This is a genomic window from Clostridium sp. AWRP (genome assembly GCF_004006395.2).
Taxonomy (GTDB): domain Bacteria; phylum Bacillota; class Clostridia; order Clostridiales; family Clostridiaceae; genus Clostridium_B.
This window is the reverse complement of the sequence record NZ_CP029758.2, coordinates 4,302,137-4,324,311: the sequence shown is the minus strand read 5'-3', so window position 1 is coordinate 4,324,311 and position 22,175 is coordinate 4,302,137. Positions and strand designations below refer to the sequence as shown.

26 protein-coding genes are annotated in these 22,175 nt (G+C 32.7%); all 26 read left to right on the top strand.

The features are described 5' to 3' along the window. Positions 1-41: 41 nt before the first annotated feature. The 26 genes from rpsM to citC all read left to right on the top strand — a co-directional run bounded on the left by rpsM (position 42) and on the right by citC (position 22,175). On the top strand, positions 42-419 hold the full coding sequence (gene rpsM, locus DMR38_RS20195; protein ID WP_127723389.1) for a 30S ribosomal protein S13: 378 nt from the start codon (positions 42-44) through the stop codon (positions 417-419). 17 nt (positions 420-436) lie between these two features. After that, positions 437-835, top strand: coding sequence for a 30S ribosomal protein S11 (gene rpsK, locus DMR38_RS20190; RefSeq protein WP_013240668.1), 399 nt, complete (start codon positions 437-439; stop codon positions 833-835). 21 nt (positions 836-856) lie between these two features. Then, positions 857-1,477 (top strand): 30S ribosomal protein S4, encoded by a 621-nt coding sequence (gene rpsD / locus DMR38_RS20185; protein WP_063553720.1) that lies wholly within the window; start codon positions 857-859, stop codon positions 1,475-1,477. A gap of 62 nt (positions 1,478-1,539) precedes the next feature. Further along, the gene (locus DMR38_RS20180; protein WP_127723387.1) at positions 1,540-2,487 is read left to right on the top strand and encodes a DNA-directed RNA polymerase subunit alpha; all 948 of its coding nucleotides are present in this window, start codon (positions 1,540-1,542) and stop codon (positions 2,485-2,487) included. 56 nt (positions 2,488-2,543) lie between these two features. Continuing rightward, positions 2,544-2,885 carry a 50S ribosomal protein L17 gene (rplQ, locus tag DMR38_RS20175; protein WP_127723385.1) on the top strand — a complete coding sequence of 114 codons (342 nt, stop codon included), beginning with the start codon at positions 2,544-2,546 and terminating at the stop codon, positions 2,883-2,885. A 94-nt stretch (positions 2,886-2,979) separates the two neighbouring features. Then, positions 2,980-3,825 (top strand): energy-coupling factor transporter ATPase, encoded by an 846-nt coding sequence (locus DMR38_RS20170; protein WP_127723383.1) that lies wholly within the window; start codon positions 2,980-2,982, stop codon positions 3,823-3,825. Beyond that, positions 3,810-4,664, top strand: a complete 855-nt coding sequence (locus tag DMR38_RS20165) for an energy-coupling factor transporter ATPase (RefSeq protein ID WP_127723381.1) — start codon at positions 3,810-3,812, stop codon at positions 4,662-4,664. Before DMR38_RS20170 ends, DMR38_RS20165 begins: the two co-directional genes overlap by 16 nt. A 12-nt stretch (positions 4,665-4,676) precedes the next feature. Further along, positions 4,677-5,486: an energy-coupling factor transporter transmembrane component T gene (locus tag DMR38_RS20160; protein WP_127723379.1), complete on the top strand. Its 810-nt coding sequence runs from the start codon at positions 4,677-4,679 to the stop codon at positions 5,484-5,486. After that, positions 5,486-6,220 (top strand): tRNA pseudouridine(38-40) synthase TruA, encoded by a 735-nt coding sequence (gene truA / locus DMR38_RS20155; protein ID WP_127723377.1) that lies wholly within the window; start codon positions 5,486-5,488, stop codon positions 6,218-6,220. Before DMR38_RS20160 ends, truA begins: the two co-directional genes overlap by 1 nt. A 184-nt stretch (positions 6,221-6,404) precedes the next feature. After that, positions 6,405-6,839: a 50S ribosomal protein L13 gene (gene rplM, locus DMR38_RS20150; protein WP_127723375.1), complete on the top strand. Its 435-nt coding sequence runs from the start codon at positions 6,405-6,407 to the stop codon at positions 6,837-6,839. A gap of 25 nt (positions 6,840-6,864) precedes the next feature. Next, the gene (rpsI, locus tag DMR38_RS20145) at positions 6,865-7,257 is read left to right on the top strand and encodes a 30S ribosomal protein S9 (RefSeq protein ID WP_127723373.1); all 393 of its coding nucleotides are present in this window, start codon (positions 6,865-6,867) and stop codon (positions 7,255-7,257) included. Between the two features lie 196 nt (positions 7,258-7,453). Further along, complete coding sequence (gene cwlD / locus DMR38_RS20140) at positions 7,454-8,089, top strand: N-acetylmuramoyl-L-alanine amidase CwlD (RefSeq protein WP_243124614.1); 636 nt, start codon at positions 7,454-7,456, stop codon at positions 8,087-8,089. 503 nt (positions 8,090-8,592) lie between these two features. Next, positions 8,593-8,772: a sigma 54-interacting transcriptional regulator gene (locus DMR38_RS22460; RefSeq protein WP_243124381.1), complete on the top strand. Its 180-nt coding sequence runs from the start codon at positions 8,593-8,595 to the stop codon at positions 8,770-8,772. Next, complete coding sequence (locus DMR38_RS22455; protein ID WP_243124380.1) at positions 8,769-9,074, top strand: hypothetical protein; 306 nt, start codon at positions 8,769-8,771, stop codon at positions 9,072-9,074. The genes DMR38_RS22460 and DMR38_RS22455 overlap by 4 nt, the downstream gene beginning before the upstream one ends. Before the next feature lie 45 nt (positions 9,075-9,119). Beyond that, complete coding sequence (locus DMR38_RS20130) at positions 9,120-10,532, top strand: amino acid permease (protein WP_127723369.1); 1,413 nt, start codon at positions 9,120-9,122, stop codon at positions 10,530-10,532. A gap of 397 nt (positions 10,533-10,929) precedes the next feature. Further along, entirely contained in the window at positions 10,930-11,907 is a 978-nt protein-coding gene (locus tag DMR38_RS20125) for a GntR family transcriptional regulator (RefSeq protein WP_127723367.1), read from the top strand. A 105-nt stretch (positions 11,908-12,012) separates the two neighbouring features. Next, positions 12,013-12,417, top strand: coding sequence for a methylaspartate mutase subunit S (gene glmS, locus DMR38_RS20120; RefSeq protein WP_063553728.1), 405 nt, complete (start codon positions 12,013-12,015; stop codon positions 12,415-12,417). A 60-nt stretch (positions 12,418-12,477) separates the two neighbouring features. Further along, entirely contained in the window at positions 12,478-13,890 is a 1,413-nt protein-coding gene (gene glmL, locus DMR38_RS20115) for a methylaspartate mutase accessory protein GlmL (RefSeq protein WP_127723365.1), read from the top strand. A gap of 21 nt (positions 13,891-13,911) precedes the next feature. Beyond that, positions 13,912-15,369 carry a methylaspartate mutase subunit E gene (locus DMR38_RS20110; RefSeq protein ID WP_127723363.1) on the top strand — a complete coding sequence of 486 codons (1,458 nt, stop codon included), beginning with the start codon at positions 13,912-13,914 and terminating at the stop codon, positions 15,367-15,369. A 34-nt stretch (positions 15,370-15,403) separates the two neighbouring features. Then, positions 15,404-16,645 carry a methylaspartate ammonia-lyase gene (locus DMR38_RS20105; protein WP_127723361.1) on the top strand — a complete coding sequence of 414 codons (1,242 nt, stop codon included), beginning with the start codon at positions 15,404-15,406 and terminating at the stop codon, positions 16,643-16,645. Between the two features lie 160 nt (positions 16,646-16,805). Further along, positions 16,806-17,648 carry a fumarate hydratase gene (locus DMR38_RS20100; RefSeq protein WP_127723359.1) on the top strand — a complete coding sequence of 281 codons (843 nt, stop codon included), beginning with the start codon at positions 16,806-16,808 and terminating at the stop codon, positions 17,646-17,648. Positions 17,649-17,711: 63 nt separating this feature from the next. Beyond that, positions 17,712-18,278 carry a Fe-S-containing hydro-lyase gene (locus DMR38_RS20095; protein ID WP_127723357.1) on the top strand — a complete coding sequence of 189 codons (567 nt, stop codon included), beginning with the start codon at positions 17,712-17,714 and terminating at the stop codon, positions 18,276-18,278. 90 nt (positions 18,279-18,368) lie between these two features. Continuing rightward, a complete protein-coding gene (citD, locus tag DMR38_RS20090; protein WP_127723355.1) occupies positions 18,369-18,632 on the top strand; it encodes a citrate lyase acyl carrier protein in 264 nt (87 codons plus the stop codon). A 13-nt stretch (positions 18,633-18,645) separates the two neighbouring features. After that, the gene (locus DMR38_RS20085) at positions 18,646-19,518 is read left to right on the top strand and encodes an aldolase/citrate lyase family protein (protein WP_127723353.1); all 873 of its coding nucleotides are present in this window, start codon (positions 18,646-18,648) and stop codon (positions 19,516-19,518) included. A 41-nt stretch (positions 19,519-19,559) separates the two neighbouring features. Continuing rightward, positions 19,560-21,101 carry a citrate lyase subunit alpha gene (citF, locus tag DMR38_RS20080; RefSeq protein ID WP_127723351.1) on the top strand — a complete coding sequence of 514 codons (1,542 nt, stop codon included), beginning with the start codon at positions 19,560-19,562 and terminating at the stop codon, positions 21,099-21,101. Positions 21,102-21,134: 33 nt separating this feature from the next. After that, entirely contained in the window at positions 21,135-22,175 is a 1,041-nt protein-coding gene (gene citC, locus DMR38_RS20075; protein WP_127723349.1) for a [citrate (pro-3S)-lyase] ligase, read from the top strand.

Genomic DNA, 22,175 nt, shown 5'->3' with positions numbered 1-22,175 from the left:
ATTAATCCTTACCAATCAGATTTTAGGAGGTGTAAATTTTAATGGCAAGAATAGCAGGTATTGACCTACCAAAGGAAAAAAGAGTTGAAATAGGTCTAACTTATATATATGGCATAGGGTTATCAACTTCTCAAAAAATTCTAAAAGAAACTGGAGTAAATCCAGATACTAGAGTTAAAGACCTAACAGAAGAAGAAGTTAACTCTTTGAGAAATTGCATAAAGAATGTAACAATTGAGGGTGACTTGAGAAGAGAAATTGCTCTTAATATAAAGAGATTGATAGAGATAGGTTCATATAGAGGAATAAGACATAGAAAAGGTCTGCCAGTTAGAGGACAGAAAACAAAGACAAATGCAAGAACAAGAAAAGGACCTAAGAAAATGGTAGCAGGTAAGAAGAAAGTAGTAGGAAAATAATATAAGGAGGTAAAAAGATGGCAGCTGGAAAAGTTAGAAAGACAACTAAGAGAAAAAAAGAAAGAAAAAATGTTGAACATGGTTGTGCACATATAAGATCAACTTTTAATAATTCTATAGTTACAATTACCGATGCTGCGGGAAACACTTTGTCCTGGGCTAGTGCAGGTGGCTTAGGATTTAGAGGCTCTAGAAAGAGCACTCCATTTGCTGCACAAATGGCAGCTGAAACATCAGCTAAAGCAGCTATGGAACATGGATTAAAAAGCATCGAAGTATATGTTAAGGGACCTGGGGCTGGTAGAGAAGCCGCAATAAGGTCATTACAGGCAGCAGGACTTGAAGTTACATTGATCAAGGATGTTACTCCAATTCCACATAATGGATGCAGACCACCAAAAAGAAGAAGAGTTTAGTAACGGGAGGTGTAAGTTTTAATGGCAAGATATACTGGATCAGTATGCAGACTTTGCAGAAGAGAAGGCTTAAAATTATTCCTTAAAGGGGATAGATGTTATACAGATAAGTGTGCATTTTCAAGAAGAGGATATGCACCAGGACAACATGGTCAAAGAAGAAAAAAGGTATCAAACTATGGTTTACAGTTGAGAGAAAAGCAAAAGGCTAAGAGAATATATGGACTATTAGAAGGACAATTTAGAAAATATTATGAAACAGCTGATAGGAAAAAGGGAATAACAGGTGAAAATTTATTAGTTTTACTTGAAACAAGACTTGACAATGTAATTTATAGATTAGGATATGGACAGTCAAGAGCAGAAGCTAGACAATTGGTAACTCATGGCCATTTTTTAGTTAATGGTAGAAAAGTAGATATACCTTCTTTTAAGGTATCAATTAATGATAATATAACAGTAAGTGATAAGAGCAAGTCATCAGAGAAATTTAAAACTTTTGCAGAAAACCCAAAAACTTTACCAACTTGGTTAGAAGGAAATGTAGAAAATTTCCAAGCAAAAGTTCTTAGACAGCCAACAAGAGAGGATATAGATGTTCCTGTTAACGAAACATTAATCGTAGAGTTATACAGCAAGTAGTTAATATAGAATCAGTTGCCCTCAGAATACATTATTAGATAAATAGAAGGAGGGTTATATTCATGTTAGAAATAGAAAAACCCAAAATAGAATGTGTTGAAAATAGTGAAGATGGTAACTATGGAAAGTTTGTAGTGGAGCCCCTTGAAAGAGGCTATGGTATTACTCTTGGTAATGCACTTAGAAGGATTCTTCTTTCTTCCCTTCCAGGAGTTGCTGCTAATCATATAAAAATAGATGGTGTACTTCATGAATTTTCAACTATTCGTGGAGTAAAAGAGGATGTTGCAGAGCTAATTCTAAATATAAAAGAATTAGCTTTAAAGATGAATGGAGAAGGTCCTAAAACTATATATATAGATGCGCAAGGACCAGGAGAAGTTGTTGCAGGAGACATAAAAACAGATGGTGATGTTGAAATAATTAATAAAGACTTACATATAGCTACCTTAGATGATGATGGTAAACTCTATATGGAGATTGCTGTCAACGGAGGAAGAGGATATGTTTCTCAAAGAAAGAATAAGTCTGAAGACATGCCAATAGGTACTATTCCTGTAGATTCAATATATACTCCTATTAAAAGAGTTAATTTTGCTGTAGAGAATACAAGAGTTGGTCAAATAACTGATTATGATAAATTATCATTGGAAGTTTGGACTAATGGGACTATATTACCAGATGAAGCTGTAAGTTTATCAGCTAAAATTCTCATAGAACATTTTAAACTATTTATGACTCTTACTGATCATGCTAATAATGTAGAAATAATGGTTGAAAAGGAAGAGGATAAAAAGGAAAAAGTTCTTGAGATGACAATAGAAGAATTAGACCTTTCAGTGAGAAGTTATAATTGTCTAAAGAGGGCTGGAATAAATACAGTTCAAGAGTTAACAGAAAGAACAATGGATGATATGATGAAGGTAAGGAATTTGGGTAAAAAATCCTTAGAAGAAGTTGAGCAAAAGCTTGATGCCTTAGGATTATCATTAAAGCAAAGTGAAGACTAAAATTTGTTAAAATAACGAACGGATAAACTTATTACCTACAGTAAGGAGGGATATAAATGGCACAGTATCGTAAATTAGGACGTCCATCTGACCAAAGAAGAGCAATGCTTAGAAGTCTTGTTACTAACTTTTTAAAGCATGGCAAAATACAGACAACTGTAACTAGAGCAAAGGAAACAAGAAGTTTAGCAGAAAAGATGATTACTCTTGCAAAAAGAGGAGATCTTCATGCTAGAAGGCAAGTACTTTCTTTTGTGACTGAAGAAGAAGTTGTAAAAAATTTATTTGCAGATATAGCTCCTAAATATGCTGAAAGAAATGGTGGATACACTAGAATGTATAAAATGGGTCCAAGAAGAGGCGATGGAGCCGAATTAGTTATACTAGAGTTAGTATAAAATTAAAGGGATTAAGTAAAGACTAGCTTAATCCCTGTTTTTCTATAAAATGCTGTTTCAATTTTGTTGCTCATCAAATTAGTGAGGTGTTTCTATGGAAAAAAATATGGTAGTATGTGATAATGTAAGCTATAAATATAAGGACAATGATAATGAAAATGAAAAATTAGCTGTAGATCATGTGAATTTTCAGGTAAAAAAGGGAGAATTCCTTGTAGTGCTTGGAAGGAATGGATCTGGAAAATCTACTATGGCTAAACATATAAATGCTCTTTTAGTTCCAACTGATGGGAAAGTATATGTAGAAGATATAGATACATCAGATGAAAAAAATACCTGGAAGATAAGGAATAAAGCAGGAATGGTTTTCCAGAATCCAGATAACCAAATAGTTGCTACTATAGTAGAAGAAGATGTTGCTTTTGGTCCAGAAAACCTAGGGGTTCCATCAGAAGAAATAAGAGCAAGGGTTGATGAGTGCTTAAAAAGAGTAAATATGTATGAATATAGGAGACATGCACCTCATTTACTTTCAGGTGGACAAAAGCAAAGGGTAGCTATAGCAGGAGTACTTGCCATGAGACCTGATTGTATAATATTTGATGAATCAACTGCAATGCTTGATCCGTCTGGTAGGCGTGAAGTAATGAGTACAATAAAAGATATAAACAGCAAGTACAATATGACAGTAATTCTAATTACACATTATATGGAAGAAGCAGTAGAAGCAGATAGAATAATTGTTATGGATGAAGGTAAAATTATAATGGAAGGATCTCCTAGAAACATATTTAGTCAGGTATCTAAAATGAAAAAAATAGGACTTGATGTACCTCAAATGACAGAATTAGCCTATGAACTTAGGAATAGTGGTGTAGATATTAAACCTGATATACTAACTATAGATGAGATGGTGAGTGAATTATGTCGATTAAAATAGAAAATTTAACTCATATATATATGAAAGGTTCACCCTTTGAAAAAAAAGCACTAGATGACATAAATATTGAAATAGAAGATGGAGAATTTGTTGCTTTGATAGGACACACGGGTTCTGGAAAATCAACACTTATTCAACATATAAATGGACTTTTAAAACCAAGTGCAGGCAAGATAATAGTAGATGGAGTAGATATTACTGATAAAAAAATAAATTTAAATTTCATAAGAAAAAAAGTAGGACTTGTATTTCAGTATCCTGAATATCAGTTATTTGAGGAAACTATAGAAAAAGACATCGCTTTTGGTCCTAAAAATTTGGGCTTGAGTGATGATGATATAAATGAAAGAGTAAAGAGAGCCATGAATATGGTGGGATTAAAATATGAAGATTACAAGGATAAATCTCCTTTTGAATTAAGCGGAGGACAAAAGAGGAGAGTTGCTATAGCAGGAGTAGTTGCTATGGAACCTAAAGTACTCATATTAGATGAACCAACAGCAGGTCTTGATCCCAAGGGAAGAGATGACATCTTTTCAGAAATAAAAAATTTACATAGAGAATACAATATGACTATAATATTTGTATCTCATAGTATGGAAGATGTAGCTAAGCTGGCTGGCAGAATAATTGTAATGCATCAGGGAAAATGTATACTTGATGGCCCTCCTGAAAAAGTTTTTAATGAAGTTGACACTTTGGAAAGTGTAGGACTTGCAGTACCTCAAGTAACATATATGGTAAAAAAGCTTAGGGAAAAGGGTATAAATATATCAAAAGATGTATTTACAGTAAAGCAGGCAAAAGAAGAAATACTCAAAATATTAAGTAAAAGTTAGGAGAGCTAGTAAATGATTAAAGATATTACAATAGGTCAATATGTACCTGGGAATTCTTTTGTTCATAAGTTGGATCCAAGAGTTAAGATATTGATATCTTTAATATATATTGTAGATTTATTTATAGTAAACAGTTTTAAAGGCTATATATTTATAGTATTATTCACTATAATTTCAATACTTATATCTAAGATACAGTTTTCATACATTTATAAAGGACTTAAACCAATATTTATATTAGTTGTTATAACTGCAGTGCTGAATATATTTATGACAACGGGGATTAATCCACCTTTATTTAAGTGGAAGTTTTTAGTCGTCTATAAAGAAGGATTAGTTATGGCTGCATTTATGGCAATAAGACTTATATTTTTAATTATAGGAACTTCACTACTAACTTTGACTACATCTCCTATTGAACTCACAGATGCAATAGAAAAGCTTTTAAATCCAATGAAAAAAATAGGGGTACCTGCTCATGAACTTGCTATGATGATGACTATAGCACTTAGATTTATACCGACATTAATGGATGAAACAGATAAAATAATGAAAGCTCAGATGGCAAGAGGAGCGGATTTCCAATCTGGAAACATAATTCAGAGAGCTAAGAATCTTATCCCAATCCTAGTTCCACTTTTTATAAGCTCTTTTAGGCGTGCAGATGAACTGGCAATGGCAATGGAAGCTAGATGTTACACAGGTGGAGAAGGCAGAACTAGAATGAAGCAGCTTAAGTTAACTAATAAGGACTTTACGGCATCAGTGTGTACTTTTGCATTGGTGTGTGTGTCTATATTAAGTAGAATGTGGTGGCATTAATGAAAAATATAATGCTTACAATAGAATACGATGGTACAAATTATTCCGGATGGCAGAGACAGAATAATGCTATGACAATTCAGCAAAGATTAGAAGAAGCTATTAAAAAAATTACAGGGAACTTTTCTGAAGTTATAGGTGCAAGCAGAACTGATGCAGGAGTCCATGCGCGAGGGTTTGTGTGCAACTTTTTTACTAACAGTAAAATACCAAGTCCTAATTTTAAAATGGCACTAAATGGGGTATTACCTAAGGATATAGTTGTATTAAACGCCAGAAAAGTGGACGATAGTTTTCATTCTAGGTATTACAGTTTAGGTAAAAAATATGTTTATACAATAGTAACAGGAAATAATAGGCCTGTTATTGGAAGACAATATGTTTATTACTTTAGAAGAAAATTGGATATTGATAAAATGAAAAATGCATGTAAGTATTTTATAGGAACTCATGATTTTTCTGCTTTTAAGAAAAAGGGAAGTTCTGCTAAATCTTCTGTTAGGACAGTGAGAGAATTAACTATTATGCAAGAAGATAATTTGATTAAGTTTAGTATAGTTGGAGATGGATTCTTGTACAATATGGTAAGGATAATAGTAGGTACTTTATTAGAAGTAGGGTTAGGAAGGTTTACGCCAGAATATGTGAGAGATATTTTAGAGTCTAAGGATAGGTCAAAAGCCGGGAAGCCTGTACCAGCCTTAGGACTTTGTTTGGAAAAAATATTTTACTAGATTGACACACCAGGCACATTGTATTATAATATAAATTGTTTGTATTTTGGATATAAAGGATCCACCAGCCCCGGGTCTTTATATAGAGAATCGTTTATCAAAATTTAAAAATCTCTTTTTAGAGATTAAAAGAAACTAGAATGTGAGAGGAGTTGAAAACCGTTAGTAATATAACGGGAAAGCCATGAAATCATATATAGCAAAACCCCAAGAAATTGAAAGAAAATGGTATGTTATCGATGCTGCAGGAAAACCTCTTGGAAGAGTAGCAAGTCAAGTTGCTTCAATATTAAGAGGTAAAAATAAACCTATATATACACCGCATGTTGATACAGGAGATTTTGTAATAATAATAAATTCTGAAAAAGTAGTTCTAACTGGTAAAAAATTAGATCAAAAGATGTTGAGACATCATTCCTTATATCCAGGTGGATTAAAGGAAACTTCTTATAGAGATGCTTTAGCAAAGAAGCCAGAATTTGTATTCCAGGAAGCTGTAAGAAGAATGCTTCCAGATGGTCCACTAGGAAGACAAATGTTCAAAAAGTTAAAAGTATACAGAGGTTCTGAGCACAATCATGAAGCTCAAAAGCCAGAAGTATTAGAATTAAAATATTAGGTTAGAGCTGGAGGGAGGATAAAAAATGGCTAAGGTTCAGTATTTTGGAACAGGAAGAAGAAAAAAGTCAATAGCAAGAGTTAGACTTGTACCTGGAGAAGGTAAAGTAACTATAAATAAGAGAGATATGGATGATTACTTTGGATTGGATACTTTAAAGGTTATAGTTAACCAACCATTGGAATTGACTTCAACTAAAGGAAAATTTGATGTCCTTGTAAATGTTCATGGTGGAGGATTTACAGGTCAGGCTGGAGCTGTAAGACATGGAATATCAAGAGCTCTCTTAAAAGCAGATGAAAATTTAAGACCGGAACTTAAAAAAGCTGGTTTCTTAACAAGAGATCCAAGAATGAAAGAAAGAAAGAAATATGGTCTTAAAAAAGCAAGAAGAGCTCCACAATTTTCAAAGAGATAATATTAGAATTCAAAATAGTTTATACATACAAAATTTGTGTATGTATAAACTATTTTTTATTGAAAATAATTTAATAACTTTTTATGTTTTGGGTAAATATATATTAAGGCTCTAAATAATTATAAGGAGTTGGTGTATATTGAACATAAAAAAAGTAAAAGTTATATTGTTGATATTGATAATATGCAGCGTAAACATGGTATGTCCATATTTAGTATTAGGTAATGAAAATGTTACTAAAGAAAATAGCACTATACTTATAGATCCTGGTCATGGAGGAATAGACAGTGGAGCAATATCAAAAGATGGAATAATGGAAAAGGAAATAAATTTAAAAATAAGCAATAAACTTAAGGACAAGTTACTGAAAGAAAAATTTAAAGTTGTTATGACTAGAGAAAAAGATGAGGGACTGTATACAAATGATGGGAGAATAAGAAAAAAGAAAGTTGAAGATTTAAATAATAGATGTAAATTGAAGAAAAGTACAAATTGTAATATGTTTATAAGTATACACTTAAATATGTTTCCTCAGGCTAAATACTATGGAGCTCAGGTGTGGTACTCTAAAAATGATAATAGTAAAAAATTAGCTCATATTCTTCAAAAAAATTTAGTAAATGATCTAGACAAGAACAATAATAGAAAGGAAAAAGCAGCAAAAAATTGTTATAAGGTACTTAGATGTGAAGATACTATACCTTCTGTACTTGTAGAATGTGGATTCCTATCTAATGCTCAGGAAAAAAGTAAATTGATTACGGATGAGTATCAGAGTAAAATAGCGGATTCTATAGCTAGATCAGTGAAAGAATATTATTCTTCTAATTAAAAATCAACTAAAATGAAGTAGATTTTGCTGCAGCGGCAAAGTCTACTTCATTTTTGTGCAACTAGAGAAAACAAGATGTATAGAAAAAGTAAAGTTACTATGGCTTAATTGTATATTTTATGTATAAAGTATGTTTAAGTATAATTATATAGTTTTAGGTATATTTCAGTATAAAATGTAATTATGTCATATTGTAAAGCATTATGATAGGAGATATTTACTCATTACTATGTCATGCTAATTAATATAAAGTAGCATACAAGTTTAGGCAGGATAGTGAAATAATATGTATAGTTCAATGTATGAGATAAGAGAATTTATATAAAATTTAATAGAGACAACAAGTTCGGTTATTGAATTTGATATCTATGTTGTAGATAGCCATTTAGTAAGGGTTGCAGCAAGTGGATTATTCAAAAAATCAATTGGGCAAGCTCTTCCTAAGGGCTGTGCCAATGATTATGTTATTAAAAATGGTAAGCCATTAATCATTGACAGTCCTAATGGAAGTGAAATTTGTAAGACTTGCCCAATTACTGAATATGGGAAATGCTTCAATGAATATTCCATATATTATGAAAGATACAAAAGCTGCAGGATGTGAATCTAACATTTTAATTTTAGGTGAAAGTGGTACAGGAAAAGAGGTATTTGCTAGGGCGATTTGTAAGATGAGTAGATGAAAAATGGTGAATTTAGGGAAGATCTTTTCTATAGATTATGTGTGATACCGATAATGATACTACCTCTTAGAAAACGTCCCGAGGATATCATATTGTTAGCTGAATATTTCCTGGGGAAATATAACGAAAAATTTAAAAAAAATATTGTTAGTATATCAGAAGAAGTAAAAAAACATTTACTATTATATAATTGGCCGGGAAATGTAAGAGAATTAGAAAATGTTATCGAATACTCAGTTAATATGGCTAGTACTAATATATTGATACCAAAGTGTATTCCAGCAAAGCTTAACAATACTTAATGATAACAAGTTAAAAAACATACAAAATATAAGGAGGATTTTATAATGAATAATAAAAATTCTGATTTGCATGAAGATCTTGATCGTGGATTGGAAGAAAGGCATATTCAGTTAATAGCACTGGGTGGTGCTATTGGAGTTGGATTGTTTTTAGGATCTGCAAGTACAATTAGTATGGCAGGACCGTCGATTCTGCTGGATTATGCCATAGGCGGTACTATTTTATTTTTTATCATGCGTGCACTTGGTGAAATGTCAGTTGAACAGCCGCTTGCAGGCTCTTTTAGTGCTTATGCTAATGAGTATATAGGACCACTTGCTGGATATTTAACGGGATGGACTTATTGGCTGAATTGGATTTCATGTTGTATGGCAGAGATTACGGCTATTGGTATTTACATAAATTTTTGGTTTCCATCAGTTCCAAGGTGGGTATCTGCTTTTGCAGCACTTGCCTTAATGATAACTGTAAACTTAATTAATGTAAAAGCTTATGGAGAGTTTGAATTTTGGTTTGCAATAATAAAAGTTGTTGCTATTATTGTCATGATCATTTTAGGACTAATTGTTATATTTACTGGAATAGGAAATGGAGGAAAGATAGTAGGATTTACAAACTTGTGGAAAAATGGAGGATTTTTCCCTAATGGAATAAAAGGGTTACTAAAAGCATTACCACTAGTTACTTTTGCTTTTTTTGCTACTGAGCTTATAGGAATTACAGCAGGAGAAGCAAAAAATCCTGAAAAAACCATACCATCAGCTATTAATAAGGTTTTTTGGAGAATTTGCATATTTTATATTGGATCGTTAACAGTAATTATGTCGCTTTATCCCTGGAATAAAATAGGAGTTATAGGAAGCCCTTTTGTATTGACTTTTAATAAAATAGGAATTAAGGCTGCAGCTGGAATTATAAATTTTGTTGTACTTACTGCAGCACTGTCTTCATGTAATAGCGGTATTTATACGACAGGACGTATGGTATATAATTTATCGCTTCAAGGGGGAGCACCTAAAATATTTAGCAAGCTTAGTAGTACCAAAGTGCCTAAGAATGCAATAATAGGTTCTTCATCATGTATGCTTGTAGGTGTTATACTTAATTATTTTCTCCCAGCACGAGTATTTACATATATTGCATCTATTGCAACTTTTGCAGGACTTTTTGCCTGGTTTATGATTGTACTTGGACAAATGAAATTTAGAAAAACTCTCACACAAAAACAGATAGGAGAATTGAAATTTCCGACTAAAGGATATCCTTATGTAAGTTATATTAGTTTAGCATATTTAGTATTTGTATTTGTAATGATGGCATTTAACCCGGATACTGTAATAGCGGTTGTATTAGGACCTATTTGGATAGCAGCTTTAATTATCTGCTATTATGTATTTGGTGTTAATAAAAATGCAACTAAAAAAAAGAAAAGTGTTGTTCAGGAAAATCATAATTAAATAAAAAAATTTAACATATCTATACTGAAAAAATTGTATTCCCTAATATTTACATAAAAATAGTCCTTATAAGGGGGCAAATTTACGAATTGCATAGTAATATGCAATTCGTAAAGGGGAATTGTTCAAATCTTTTATTTTAGAAGACATTTCTCAAAATTGGACTTTAAGTTTGTGTTAAGTAAAATTGGACTAATTAATGGTAGCCATCCTTAAATTTAGGCTAATTGAAGAAGGAGTTTATTTAGTTCCTAACCCTTTAAAAGCACATTCTGAAAACAATTTCATAAGAATTTTCTGAAAATTGAAAGTTAACAAAAAGCTATTGATTTTAAACTTGCAATATGGTACCCTTTAGGTAAAGTAATGGATTAATCCATTAATCCAATGATTTGAGGTGATTGCCATAAACATTAAAATAAATAAAGATAGTGGAGTACCATTATATTTACAAGTAAAAAACCAAATAATGGATTTAGTTAAAGGTAACCTCATTAAGGTAGGCGAAAAAATGCCTACAGAAAGAGAATTATCTGAAAGACTTAATGTAAGTAGAAATACTATAAGCACAGCTTATAATGAATTAGAACAAGATGGCGTTTTAAAATCTTACCAGGGACGAGGAACTTTTGTAGCAGAAGAGGCAAATCCTTGGAAAGTTCAAAATACAAAGGAAAAAATAACAAAGTTTATAGATCTTGCGTTTGAAGAAGCTATTGAATCAGGCATAGATCCAGATGTGTTTTTAGAAATTGTAACTCAAAGAATAAGAGAAAAGAAAGAACTTATAAGTAAAATTAGTGGGGTATATGTGGAATGTAACATAGAGCAATCTAGAATGTTTAGCAAACAGCTTATGGAAAGCACGGACATGAATATAGTACCTTTTACTCTTGATGATATAAGAAATATAAGCAGTGAAACTAGGCAGATTATAGAAAAAAGCCAAGTTATAATAGCAACTTTTAACCATGTAAATGAAGTAATTAAACTAACGGAAGGATTACACAAAGAAGTAATAGGTGTAGCCATAAATGTAGATTTGGCAACAATAGTTAAAATTGCTAGATATCCTAGTGATACTAAATTTGCTTTTGTGTGCATTTCTAAGGAGTTTATGTTTAAAGCAAGAGGAGCACTTGAAAGAGCAGGATTAGGAGATATTGATATTGAGTTTAGTAATACGTTTAATGACCAGGAGCTTGAGAAAGTTATAAATAATGCAGATATATTGATAGTTTCACCAGGAAGATATAAAGATGTTGAATCACATAATGTGGACAAGAAACATATAATGAGATTCTTGTATAATCTCGATGATAGTTCAATTAAGGATTTAAAATCAAAAATAGTTGAACTCAACCAAAATAATTGAGCTAAAGTATGGAAATTGGAGTTAAATAAGATTGAAAATAAATAATATTATTTATTTTTTAATATATGATTAATTGGTATTTATGCAATTTGGAGGTGTTTTATAATGAAAACCATAGTTTTAGGAGTAATTGGCTCTGATTGTCATGCAGTTGGAAATAAAATATTAGATCATGCCATTACAGAAGCTGGATTTAACGTAATAAATATAGGAGTTCTTTCACCACAAGAAGATTTTATAAATGCTGCAATTGAAACTAAAGCAGATGCCATTTTAGTATCCTCACTTTATGGGCATGGAGAAATGGACTGCAGGGGACTTAGAGAAAAATGTGATGAGTCAGGTCTTAAAGGTATACTAATTTATGCAGGTGGAAATTTAGTGGTTGGAAAACAAAAGTGGGAAGATGTATATAATAAATTTAAGAGTATGGGATTTGATAGAATATATCCACCAGGAACATTACCTGAAATTACAATTGATGATTTGAAAAAAGATTTAAATGTATAAAAGTAATGGAAAAGTAATCTAATTATTGAATCCTCTTTATGAGAACAGAGGTGGTTAATTATGAAAGGATATTTGCTTATAGATTTTGGAAGTACCTATACAAAGTTGACAGCTGTGGATATAGAAAATGAAGAGATCTTAGGTACAGCTAAAGCTATAACTACAGTGGAAGATGACATAATGATAGGTTTTAACAAAGCCTATGCAGAACTACAAAGTAAATTAAGGAATAAAAAAGTTAATTTCATAAAGAAACTGGCTTGCTCATCTGCTGCAGGTGGACTAAAAATGGTTGCTATAGGCCTTGTACCAGAGCTTACTGCTGAAGCTGCTAAAAGAGCAGCACTTGGTGCTGGAGCAAGAGTTATGCATGTTTATAGTTATGATTTGAGTTCAAAGGAAATGGAAGAAATAAAAAATTCAAATCCAGACATGATACTTTTAGCCGGCGGAACAGATGGAGGAAATAAAGAGTGTATAATTGGCAATGCTAAGTTGCTAGCTAAAAGTGGAATGGATATTCCAATAGTTGTAGCAGGAAATAAAGTAGCAGAAGATGAAGTATCAAAAATATTAGAAGATGCAGGAATGTTTTATAAAGTAGCTGAAAATGTGATGCCTAAGCTAAATGTCTTAAATGTTGAACCAGCTAGGGAAGAAATAAGAAAAATATTCATGGAAAAAATAGTTGAAGCTAAGGGAATGAAAAATGCTGAAAAATATATAAATGGTATCCTTATGCCTACGCCAGCTGCTGTGTTAAAAGCTGCCAAAACTTTAAGTCTTGGAAGTGATAAAGAAGAGGGTATAGGTGATTTAGTAGTAGTAGATATAGGTGGAGCTACTACGGATGTACATTCTTTGGCTGATGGAGAGCCTACAAAACCAGCAGTAACTTTAAGAGGATTACAGGAGCCTTTTGCAAAGAGAACTGTAGAAGGAGATCTGGGAATGAGATATTCCGCAGTGTCCTTATGGGAAGCTGCCAGTACTAAAAGGGTACTCAAATATTTAGAAGATAAAAGCATAGATATAGAGGCTGGCTGTAAATATAGAAGTGAAAATATAAAAATGATTCCTGACAATGAAAGGGATATAAAATTTGATGAAGCAATGGCAAAGGTAGCTACGGAAATGGCTATGGAAAGACACGTTGGAGTTTTGACTAGTGTGTATACCCCTTGTGGAGTTGTATATTCTCAAATAGGAAAAGACCTTTTAAATACCAAATACCTCATAGGAACAGGTGGAGTATTGGTTCACAGTGAAGATCCTGAAGAAATATTAAAAGCAGGAATTTTTACTACAGAAGATCCTATGCATTTGAAACCAAAGGATCCAGAGTATTTAGTAGATAGAAGTTATATATTATCTGCTATGGGACTGCTTTCAGAAGAGTATCCGGACATAGCAGTTAGAATAATGAAAAAATATTTAGTTAACACTAAAAAAATATGTTGTATAACAAAATAGAAAATATAAGGGGGTAAAGATATGGAACTTAAAAATAAAAAATGGTCAGAAGAACAATTTTTTAAAGTTAGAGAAGAAGTTTTAAGTCAATGGCCAACAGGTAAGGAAGTTGATCTTAAGGAAGCAGTAGATTATTTAAAGAAGTTACCTGAGCATAAGAGTTTTCCTAAAAAGTTAATAAAGGCAAAAGAACAGGGAATTACTTTAGCCCAACCAAGAGCTGGAGTTGCACTTATAGATGATCATATTAAATTATTAAAACATTTACAAGATGAAGGTGGAGCTGATCTCCTTCCAACAACTATAGATAGTTATACGAGACAGAATAGATATGATGAATGTGAAGTAGGTATAAAAGAGAGTAAAGCTCAGGGAAGGTCACTTTTAAATGGATTTCCAGGAGTAAATCACGGAGTTAAGGGATGTAGACAAGTAGTAGAAGCATTGGATTTACCAGTACAGGCTAGACATGGTACTCCAGATTCAAGACTTTTAGCAGAAATAATTCATGCAGGTGGATTTACTTCAAATGAAGGAGGATGTATATCCTATAATGTACCTTATGCAAAGAATGTTTCAATAGCTAAGTCACTTGTAGATTGGCAGTATTGTGATAGATTAGTTGGATTTTATGAAGAAAATGGAGTATCTATAAATAGAGAACCGTTTGGACCGCTTACAGGAACATTAGTACCACCAAGTACTTCAAATGCAGTAGCTATAATAGAGGGGTTACTTGCAGCAGAACAGGGTGTTAAGAATATAACTGTAGGATATGGCGAGTGTGGTAATGTAGTTCAGGATGTAGCGGCTATGAGAGCATTAGAGCAGCAGATAGATGAATACTTGAAAAAGTATGGATACAATGATGTTTATATAACTACAGTATTTCATCAGTGGATGGGAGGATTCCCTGCAGATGAAGCAAAAGCTTTTGGAGTTATATCTACAGGAGCAGCTACAGCAGCCCTTGCAGGAGCAACAAAAGTTATAGTTAAGACACCTCATGAAGCTATAGGAATCCCTACTAAAGAAGCTAATGCAGCAGGAATAAAAGCAACAAAGATGGCTTTAAATATGTTAAGTGGACAGAGACTTCCTATGTCAAAAGATTTGGAAGATGAAATATCAGTAATTAAAGCAGAAGTAAAATGCATATTGGATAAAGTATTTGAACTTGGAAAGGGAGATTTAGCTGTAGGAACTGTAAAAGCATTTGAAACTGGAGTTATAGATGTACCATTTGCACCAAGTAAATATAATGCAGGCAAGATGATGCCAGCAAGAGATAATACAGGAGCAGTTAGATATTTGCACTTTGGCAACGTTCCTTTTAGCCAGGAATTAAAAGACTTTAATCAGAGAAAGTTACAGGAAAGAGGAAAATTTGAAAATAGAGAAGTAAGTTTTCAGATGACTATAGATGATATATTTGCAGTTGGACAGGGAGTACTTATAGGAAGACCAAAAGAAAAATAATTAAAAACAGTTTAATTTTCAAGGAGGACTTAAAATGAAAATAGTTGACGTAATTTGCTCAGAAGGAAAAACAGGATTTTATTTTGATGATCAGAGGGCTATAAAAAAAGGAGCTAAACATAATGGATTTACTTATGTAGGTGAACCTGTAACAGATGGATTTGCTAAAGTTAGACAGGCAGGGGAAGCTATATCCGTAATGCTAGTACTAGAAGATGGACAGGTAGCTTATGGTGATTGTGCCGCTGTTCAATATTCAGGTGCAGGTGGAAGAGATCCATTATTTTTAGCTAAAGATTTTATACCAGTTATAGAAAAGGAAATAGCTCCAAAATTAATAGGAAGAGAATTAAACGAGTTTAAGTCATTAGCAGAAGAATTTGATAGTATGAAGGTAAATGGTAAGAGACTTCATACAGCTATAAGATATGGTATAACACAAGCTATATTAGATGCTGTAGCAAAATCAAAGAAAATAACAATGGCAGAAGTTATAAGAAATGAATATAATCCAAAGGGTGAAATAAAGAGAGTCCCAATATTTGCACAATCCGGCGATGACAGATATGATAATGTAGATAAGATGATAATAAAAGGTGCAGATGTTATGCCACATGCCCTTATAAATAACGTAGAAGAAAAACTTGGAATGCATGGAGAAAAACTTTTAGAATATGTTAAGTGGCTTAGAAATAGAGTAATAGAACTTAGAACTTCTAAAGATTACAGCCCAATATTCCACATTGATGTATACGGAACTATAGGCATTGCCTTTAAATATGATACAAAAGCTATGGCTGACTATATAGCTTCACTTGCAGAAGCAGCAAATCCATTCCATTTGAGAATTGAAGGACCAATGGATGTAGAAGATAGACAAAAACAGATGGAAGCTCTGAGAGATTTGAGAGCAGAAATAGATAGTAGAAAAATAGATGCAGAATTAGTAGCAGATGAATGGTGTAATACAGTAGATGATGTTAAATTCTTTACAGACAATAAAGCAGGTCATATGGTTCAAATAAAAACTCCAGATTTAGGTGGAGTCAACAATATAGCTGATGCTATTATGTATTGTAAAGATCATGATATGGGAGCTTATTGTGGAGGAACTTGTAATGAAACAAACAGATCCGCAGAAGTTACAACCAATATAGGAATGGCCTGTGGTGCAAAACAAGTTCTTGCAAAACCAGGTATGGGTGTAGATGAAGGATATATGATAGTTAATAATGAAATGAATAGAGTAGTTGCATTAGTAAATAGAAGAAAATAGAAAATATATGAAAAGGCGGTTTTTTAAACTGCCTTTTCATATATGTATTTTAGTAATCAAAAATTAGTATGCGTAAAACGAGTTGATTTTTCGTTTTAAAACCTTATATAATGAGCTTGTTATACATTAAAAATACAATTGAGGAGAATGGTGTTAAATTATGAGAGAAGTAGATGTATCCACTATAACAAAAGCTGTTAGAAATCTCTGTATAGATGCCAATTATTATCTTTCGGAGGATGTTAAGAAAAAGATAAAAGAATGTGAAGAGAACGAAAAATGGCCTACTGCAAAAGACATTTTAGGTAAAATACTTGAAAATATAGATATATCTAAAAATGAAGATGTGCCTATGTGTCAGGATACAGGAATGGCTTGTGTATTTATAACAATTGGCCAGGATGTTCATATAGTAGGAGGAAGTTTAGAAGACGCAATAAATAAGGGAGTAAGCCAGGGATATGTAGAAGGGTATTTAAGAAAATCTGTAGTATCTGACCCTATAAATAGAGTTAATACTAAGGATAATACTCCTGCAGTAATATATTATGAAATAGTTCCAGGAGATAAACTTAACATAAAAGTGGCTCCTAAAGGATTTGGCTCAGAAAATATGAGCCAGATAAAAATGCTTAAACCAGCAGATGGGCTTAAGGGTGTTAAAGATTTTGTAATAAAAGTAGTAAAGGACGCAGGACCAAATCCATGTCCCCCTATGGTTGTAGGAGTAGGTATAGGAGGAACTTTTGACAAGGCTGCAAATCTTGCAAAAAAAGCTCTTGTAAGACCATTATCTGAAAGAAATAAAAATAAGTTTTATTCAGATTTAGAAAATGAACTTTTAGACAAAATAAATTGTCTTGGTATAGGACCTCAAGGACTAGGAGGAAAGACTACAGCTCTTGCAGTAAATATAGAAACTTACCCTACGCATATAGCAGGATTACCTGTAGCCGTAAATATAAATTGTCATGTTACAAGACATAAGGAAATAGAATTGTAATATTAAATTTCAAGTCGAAATTCAGAGAGGAGTTGAAAAGCCGTTTTATTTAACGGCATGTATATGGAAAAAAAGATAACTACTCCGTTAACGGAAGAAAAGGTTAAAACTTTAAAAGCAGGAGATAGTGTTTTAATATCAGGAACAATATATACTGCTAGAGATGCTGCTCATAAGAGATTGGTCGAGTTATTAGATGAAGGTAAATCTCTTCCTATAGATGTAAAAGATGCAATAATATATTACGCAGGACCAAGTCCTGCAAAACCAGGCCATGTAATAGGCTCAGCTGGACCAACAAGTAGTTATAGAATGGACCCATTTGCACCAAGACTGCTTGATATAGGGTTAAAGGGAATGATAGGAAAAGGCCTTCGTTCAAAAGAAGTTATAGAATCCATGAAGAAAAATGGAGCTGTTTACTTTGCTGCAATAGGCGGGGCTGCAGCACTTGTAGCAAAATCCATAAAAAAAGCAGAAGTAGTAGCTTATGAAGATTTGGATTCTGAAGCTATAAGAAAATTAGAAGTAAAAGACTTACCTGTAATTGTAGTAATAGATTCAGATGGCAATAATTTATATGAATCAGGACGAAAAGAGTACTTGGACTCTGTGGACCAGTCTAAGTAAGATTCATTGATAGATTTTAGAAGTAAACAATTAATGTGGATTATGTTGCAATTATGCAGGATAATCCATATTTTAAGGAGGTAGCATTTTATGAAAATAAATAAACCAGCAAAGGCAGGTACCCTTGAGTCAAATGATATACTCATCATGGTAATGCCAAATGATAAGGATGGTATAGAACTTGAACTTGAGAGTGTAGTTATGAAACAATTTGGAAAACAAATAAAGAAGACCATATTAGATAAAGTAGATGAGCTGGGAGTAAAAAGTGCAGTGATAAAAGCTCAGGATAAGGGAGCACTGGACTATACTATTAAAGCAAGAGTTGAAACAGCTTTGAGAAGAGCGTTATAGAGAGGTGATTGTAATGAAAAAATTGAGAAGAACAATGCTTTTTATGCCAGGAAATAATCCAGGTATGCTTCAAAATGCACCTATACTTGGAGCAGATTCTGTCATACTTGACTTGGAAGATGCAGTAAGTCTTACAGAAAAAGATAGTGCAAGATTGCTTGTAAAAGAAGCTATTTGCAATGTAGATTATTCTAAGGTAGAACTTGTAGTCAGGGTGAATCCTTTGGATACAGAATATGGGCCAAAGGACATAGATACTATAGCTAGAGTTAAACCTGATTCGCTAATGATTCCAAAGGCAACTGAGAAACAATTAGAGGAAATAGATAAAATATTAACTGGCATAGAAAAAGAAGAATCATTTGAAAAAGGTTCAATAAAGTTAATACCTATAGTTGAAACTGCCTATGGACTTGAAAATGTATATAACATAATAAACTCATCAAAAAGAGTGGCAGCTGTACTTTTAGGAGCAGAAGATTTGACTTCTGATTTTGGAATAAAGAGAACAAAGGAAGGTCAGGAAATATTCTATGCAAGAAACAAGGTTTCTACAGCTTGTAGGGCAGCTAGGGTAGATGCTATAGACACACCATTTACAGATACAAATGATTATGAAGGATTGGAAAAAGATACGACAACAGCGAAAAAGCTAGGATTTACAGGAAAGGCAGCTATAAATCCAAGACAAATTGACAGCATACATGAAGTATTTGCACCTGCAAAAGAAGAAATAGACCATGCTGTTAGAGTACTAAAAGCAAGAGATGAAGCACAACAAAAAGGACTTGGGGTATTTTCATTAGATGGAAAAATGGTAGATGCTCCAGTAATAAGCAGGGCAGTAACTACTGTAGAACTAGCAAAATTACTTGGATTTATCTGATTGGATAAATTAAGAATAATAAGTAGAAATGAGGGATTACAGTGAAAAATTCAGTCGGAAGAGAACTTCCTGATTACATAGAAGGTTATGGAAAGGTGAAGCCTTTTGAAGGTGCCTTTGCAAACTATGGAATAAGGGAAAAAGCAGGAGTAAAAATAAAGAGTGTAAAACCTGGAGAAAATAAAGTATTAAATAGTATAGATGAAGTACTAGATAAGATAGAATTAAAGGATGGAATGACTGTATCATTTCACCACCATTTGAGAAATGGAGATTTTGTACTTAACAATGTAATATATGCACTTGCCAAAAGAGGAATAAAGGATATAACTGTAGCAGCAAGTAGTATATTTCCAATACATGAACCGCTGGTAGAGCATATGAAAAATGGAGTAGTTACCCAGATTATAGCGGATTATATATCAGGACCAGTAGCAGAAGCAATATCAAAGGGATATTCAAAGAAACCTTCAATTATGATGACTCATGGTGGAAGACCAAGGGCAATTGAAAGTGGTGATCTTCATATAGATGTGGCATTTATTGGTGCCCCTACAGCAGATACCTATGGAAATGTAAATGGAGTATATGGTAAATCTGCTTGTGGATCTCTCGGATATGCAATAGCAGATGCCCAGTATGCGGATACAGTTGTGGCAGTTACAGATAACTTAGTACCTTATCCTGCATGTCCAATAGAAATAAGTCAGGAATATGTAGATTATATAGTAAAAATGGATTCTATAGGAAATCCTGAAGGAATAGTATCAGGAACTACTAAGATAACAAAAGATCCTGTAGGGCTTAAAATAGCAAAGATGGCTTCAAAGGTAATAGAATCATCAGGACTTGTAAAAGAAGGAATGTCTTTTCAGACAGGAGCAGGAGGAACTTCTCTTGCAGTAGCTATGGAATTAAAAGATATAATGAAGAAAAAAGAAGTTACAGGCAGTTTTGCAGCAGGAGGAATAACAGGATATATAGTTGATATGCTTCAAGAAAGACTGTTTAGAAACATTTTTGATGTACAGTGTTTTGACTTAAAAGCGGTGGAATCTTATAGAGACAATCCAAAACATCAGACAATGTCAGGTTCTATGTATGGTAACCCACATAACAGAGGATCAGTAGTAAATAATCTAGATGTGATGATATTAGGAGCTACAGAAATAGATACAGATTTTAATGTAAATGTAACAACAGGATCAGATGGTATGATAATGGGAGGATCAGGTGGACACAGTGATACTGCGGCAGGAGCAAAGCTTGCTATAGTTGTTACAAATCTTATAAAGGGTAGACTTCCGATAATAAAGGACAAGGTAACTACAGTAACCACACCGGGAGAAAGTATAGATGTGGTAGTAACAGATAGAGGAATAGCAGTAAATCCAAAAAGAGAAGATTTAATAGAAAAATTAAAGAAAGCCAATTTGCCAGTTATGACTATAGAAAAATTAAAGGAAACAGCTGAGAAGATGACAGGAAAACCAGAGGCTATAAAAACTTCTGATGAAATTGTAGCAGTAGTTGAATATAGAGATGGAACTGTAATTGATGTAGTTAGAAAAGTTATATCCTAATTTTATAAAAAGATGGGAAGGAAGGATGAAGTTATGTACGATTTATCCCTTGAAAGTATAGATTTGAGTTCGAATCAGGAAAAAGATGAGGTAATTTGTTTTTTACAAAAGTTTGATTTAACACTGGACGAAGATGTGGACTACACTGTAGTACTTAGAGACAATAATAGAAATATAAAGGCAACTTGTTCTAAGGCAGGAAGTATATTTAAGTGTTTTGCAGTGTCAAAAGACATGAGAGGGGAAAATTTAACTTCATCACTTATATCCCATTTAATTGACAAGAGTTTTAATGAGGGAATATTTCATAATTTTATATTTACAAAACCAGATAAAATCAATGTGTTTATTTCTTTGAACTTTAAACTTTTATATAGGGCAGAAAAAGCTGCCCTTTTAGAGTATGGTATATATAATATAGATAAATTTTTAGATAGTATAGATAAAAAATATTCTATAGACAATAATATAGAAAGTACTGCTTTAGTGATGAATTGCAATCCTTTTACAAAAGGACACAGGTATTTGATAGAAGAAGCTGCTAAAAACTGTAATCAGGTTTTATTGTTTTTGGTAGAGGAAGATAAATCTGACTTCCCATTTTCAGATAGATATACTATGGTGAAAACAGGAATACAAGATTTAAAAAACGTTAAAGTAATTCCAGCAGGAGAATACATTATATCTCAAGCTACATTCCCTAATTATTTCATAAAAAAAGCAGATGAAAGATTACAGGCTTATGAAGAAATAGACAGCGGCATATTTGGGAAGTATATTTGTAAGAGGTTTAATATAAAAAAAAGATTTGTAGGAAAAGAACCTTATTGTGATATTACTAGCACTTACAACGAAACTCTCAAAAAAATTATGCCTATCTATAATGTAGAGGTTGTAGAAATTGAAAGAGAAAAGTATAATGGAGAATATATAAGTGCTTCCAAGGTAAGGAAGCTTTTATGTGAAGGTAGAATGGATGTAATAGAGAAAATTGTTCCAGAATCTACCTGGCAATTTTTAAATTCTGATAGAGGAAGAGACATTATAAAGAATAAATTTTATAAGGATTTTTAG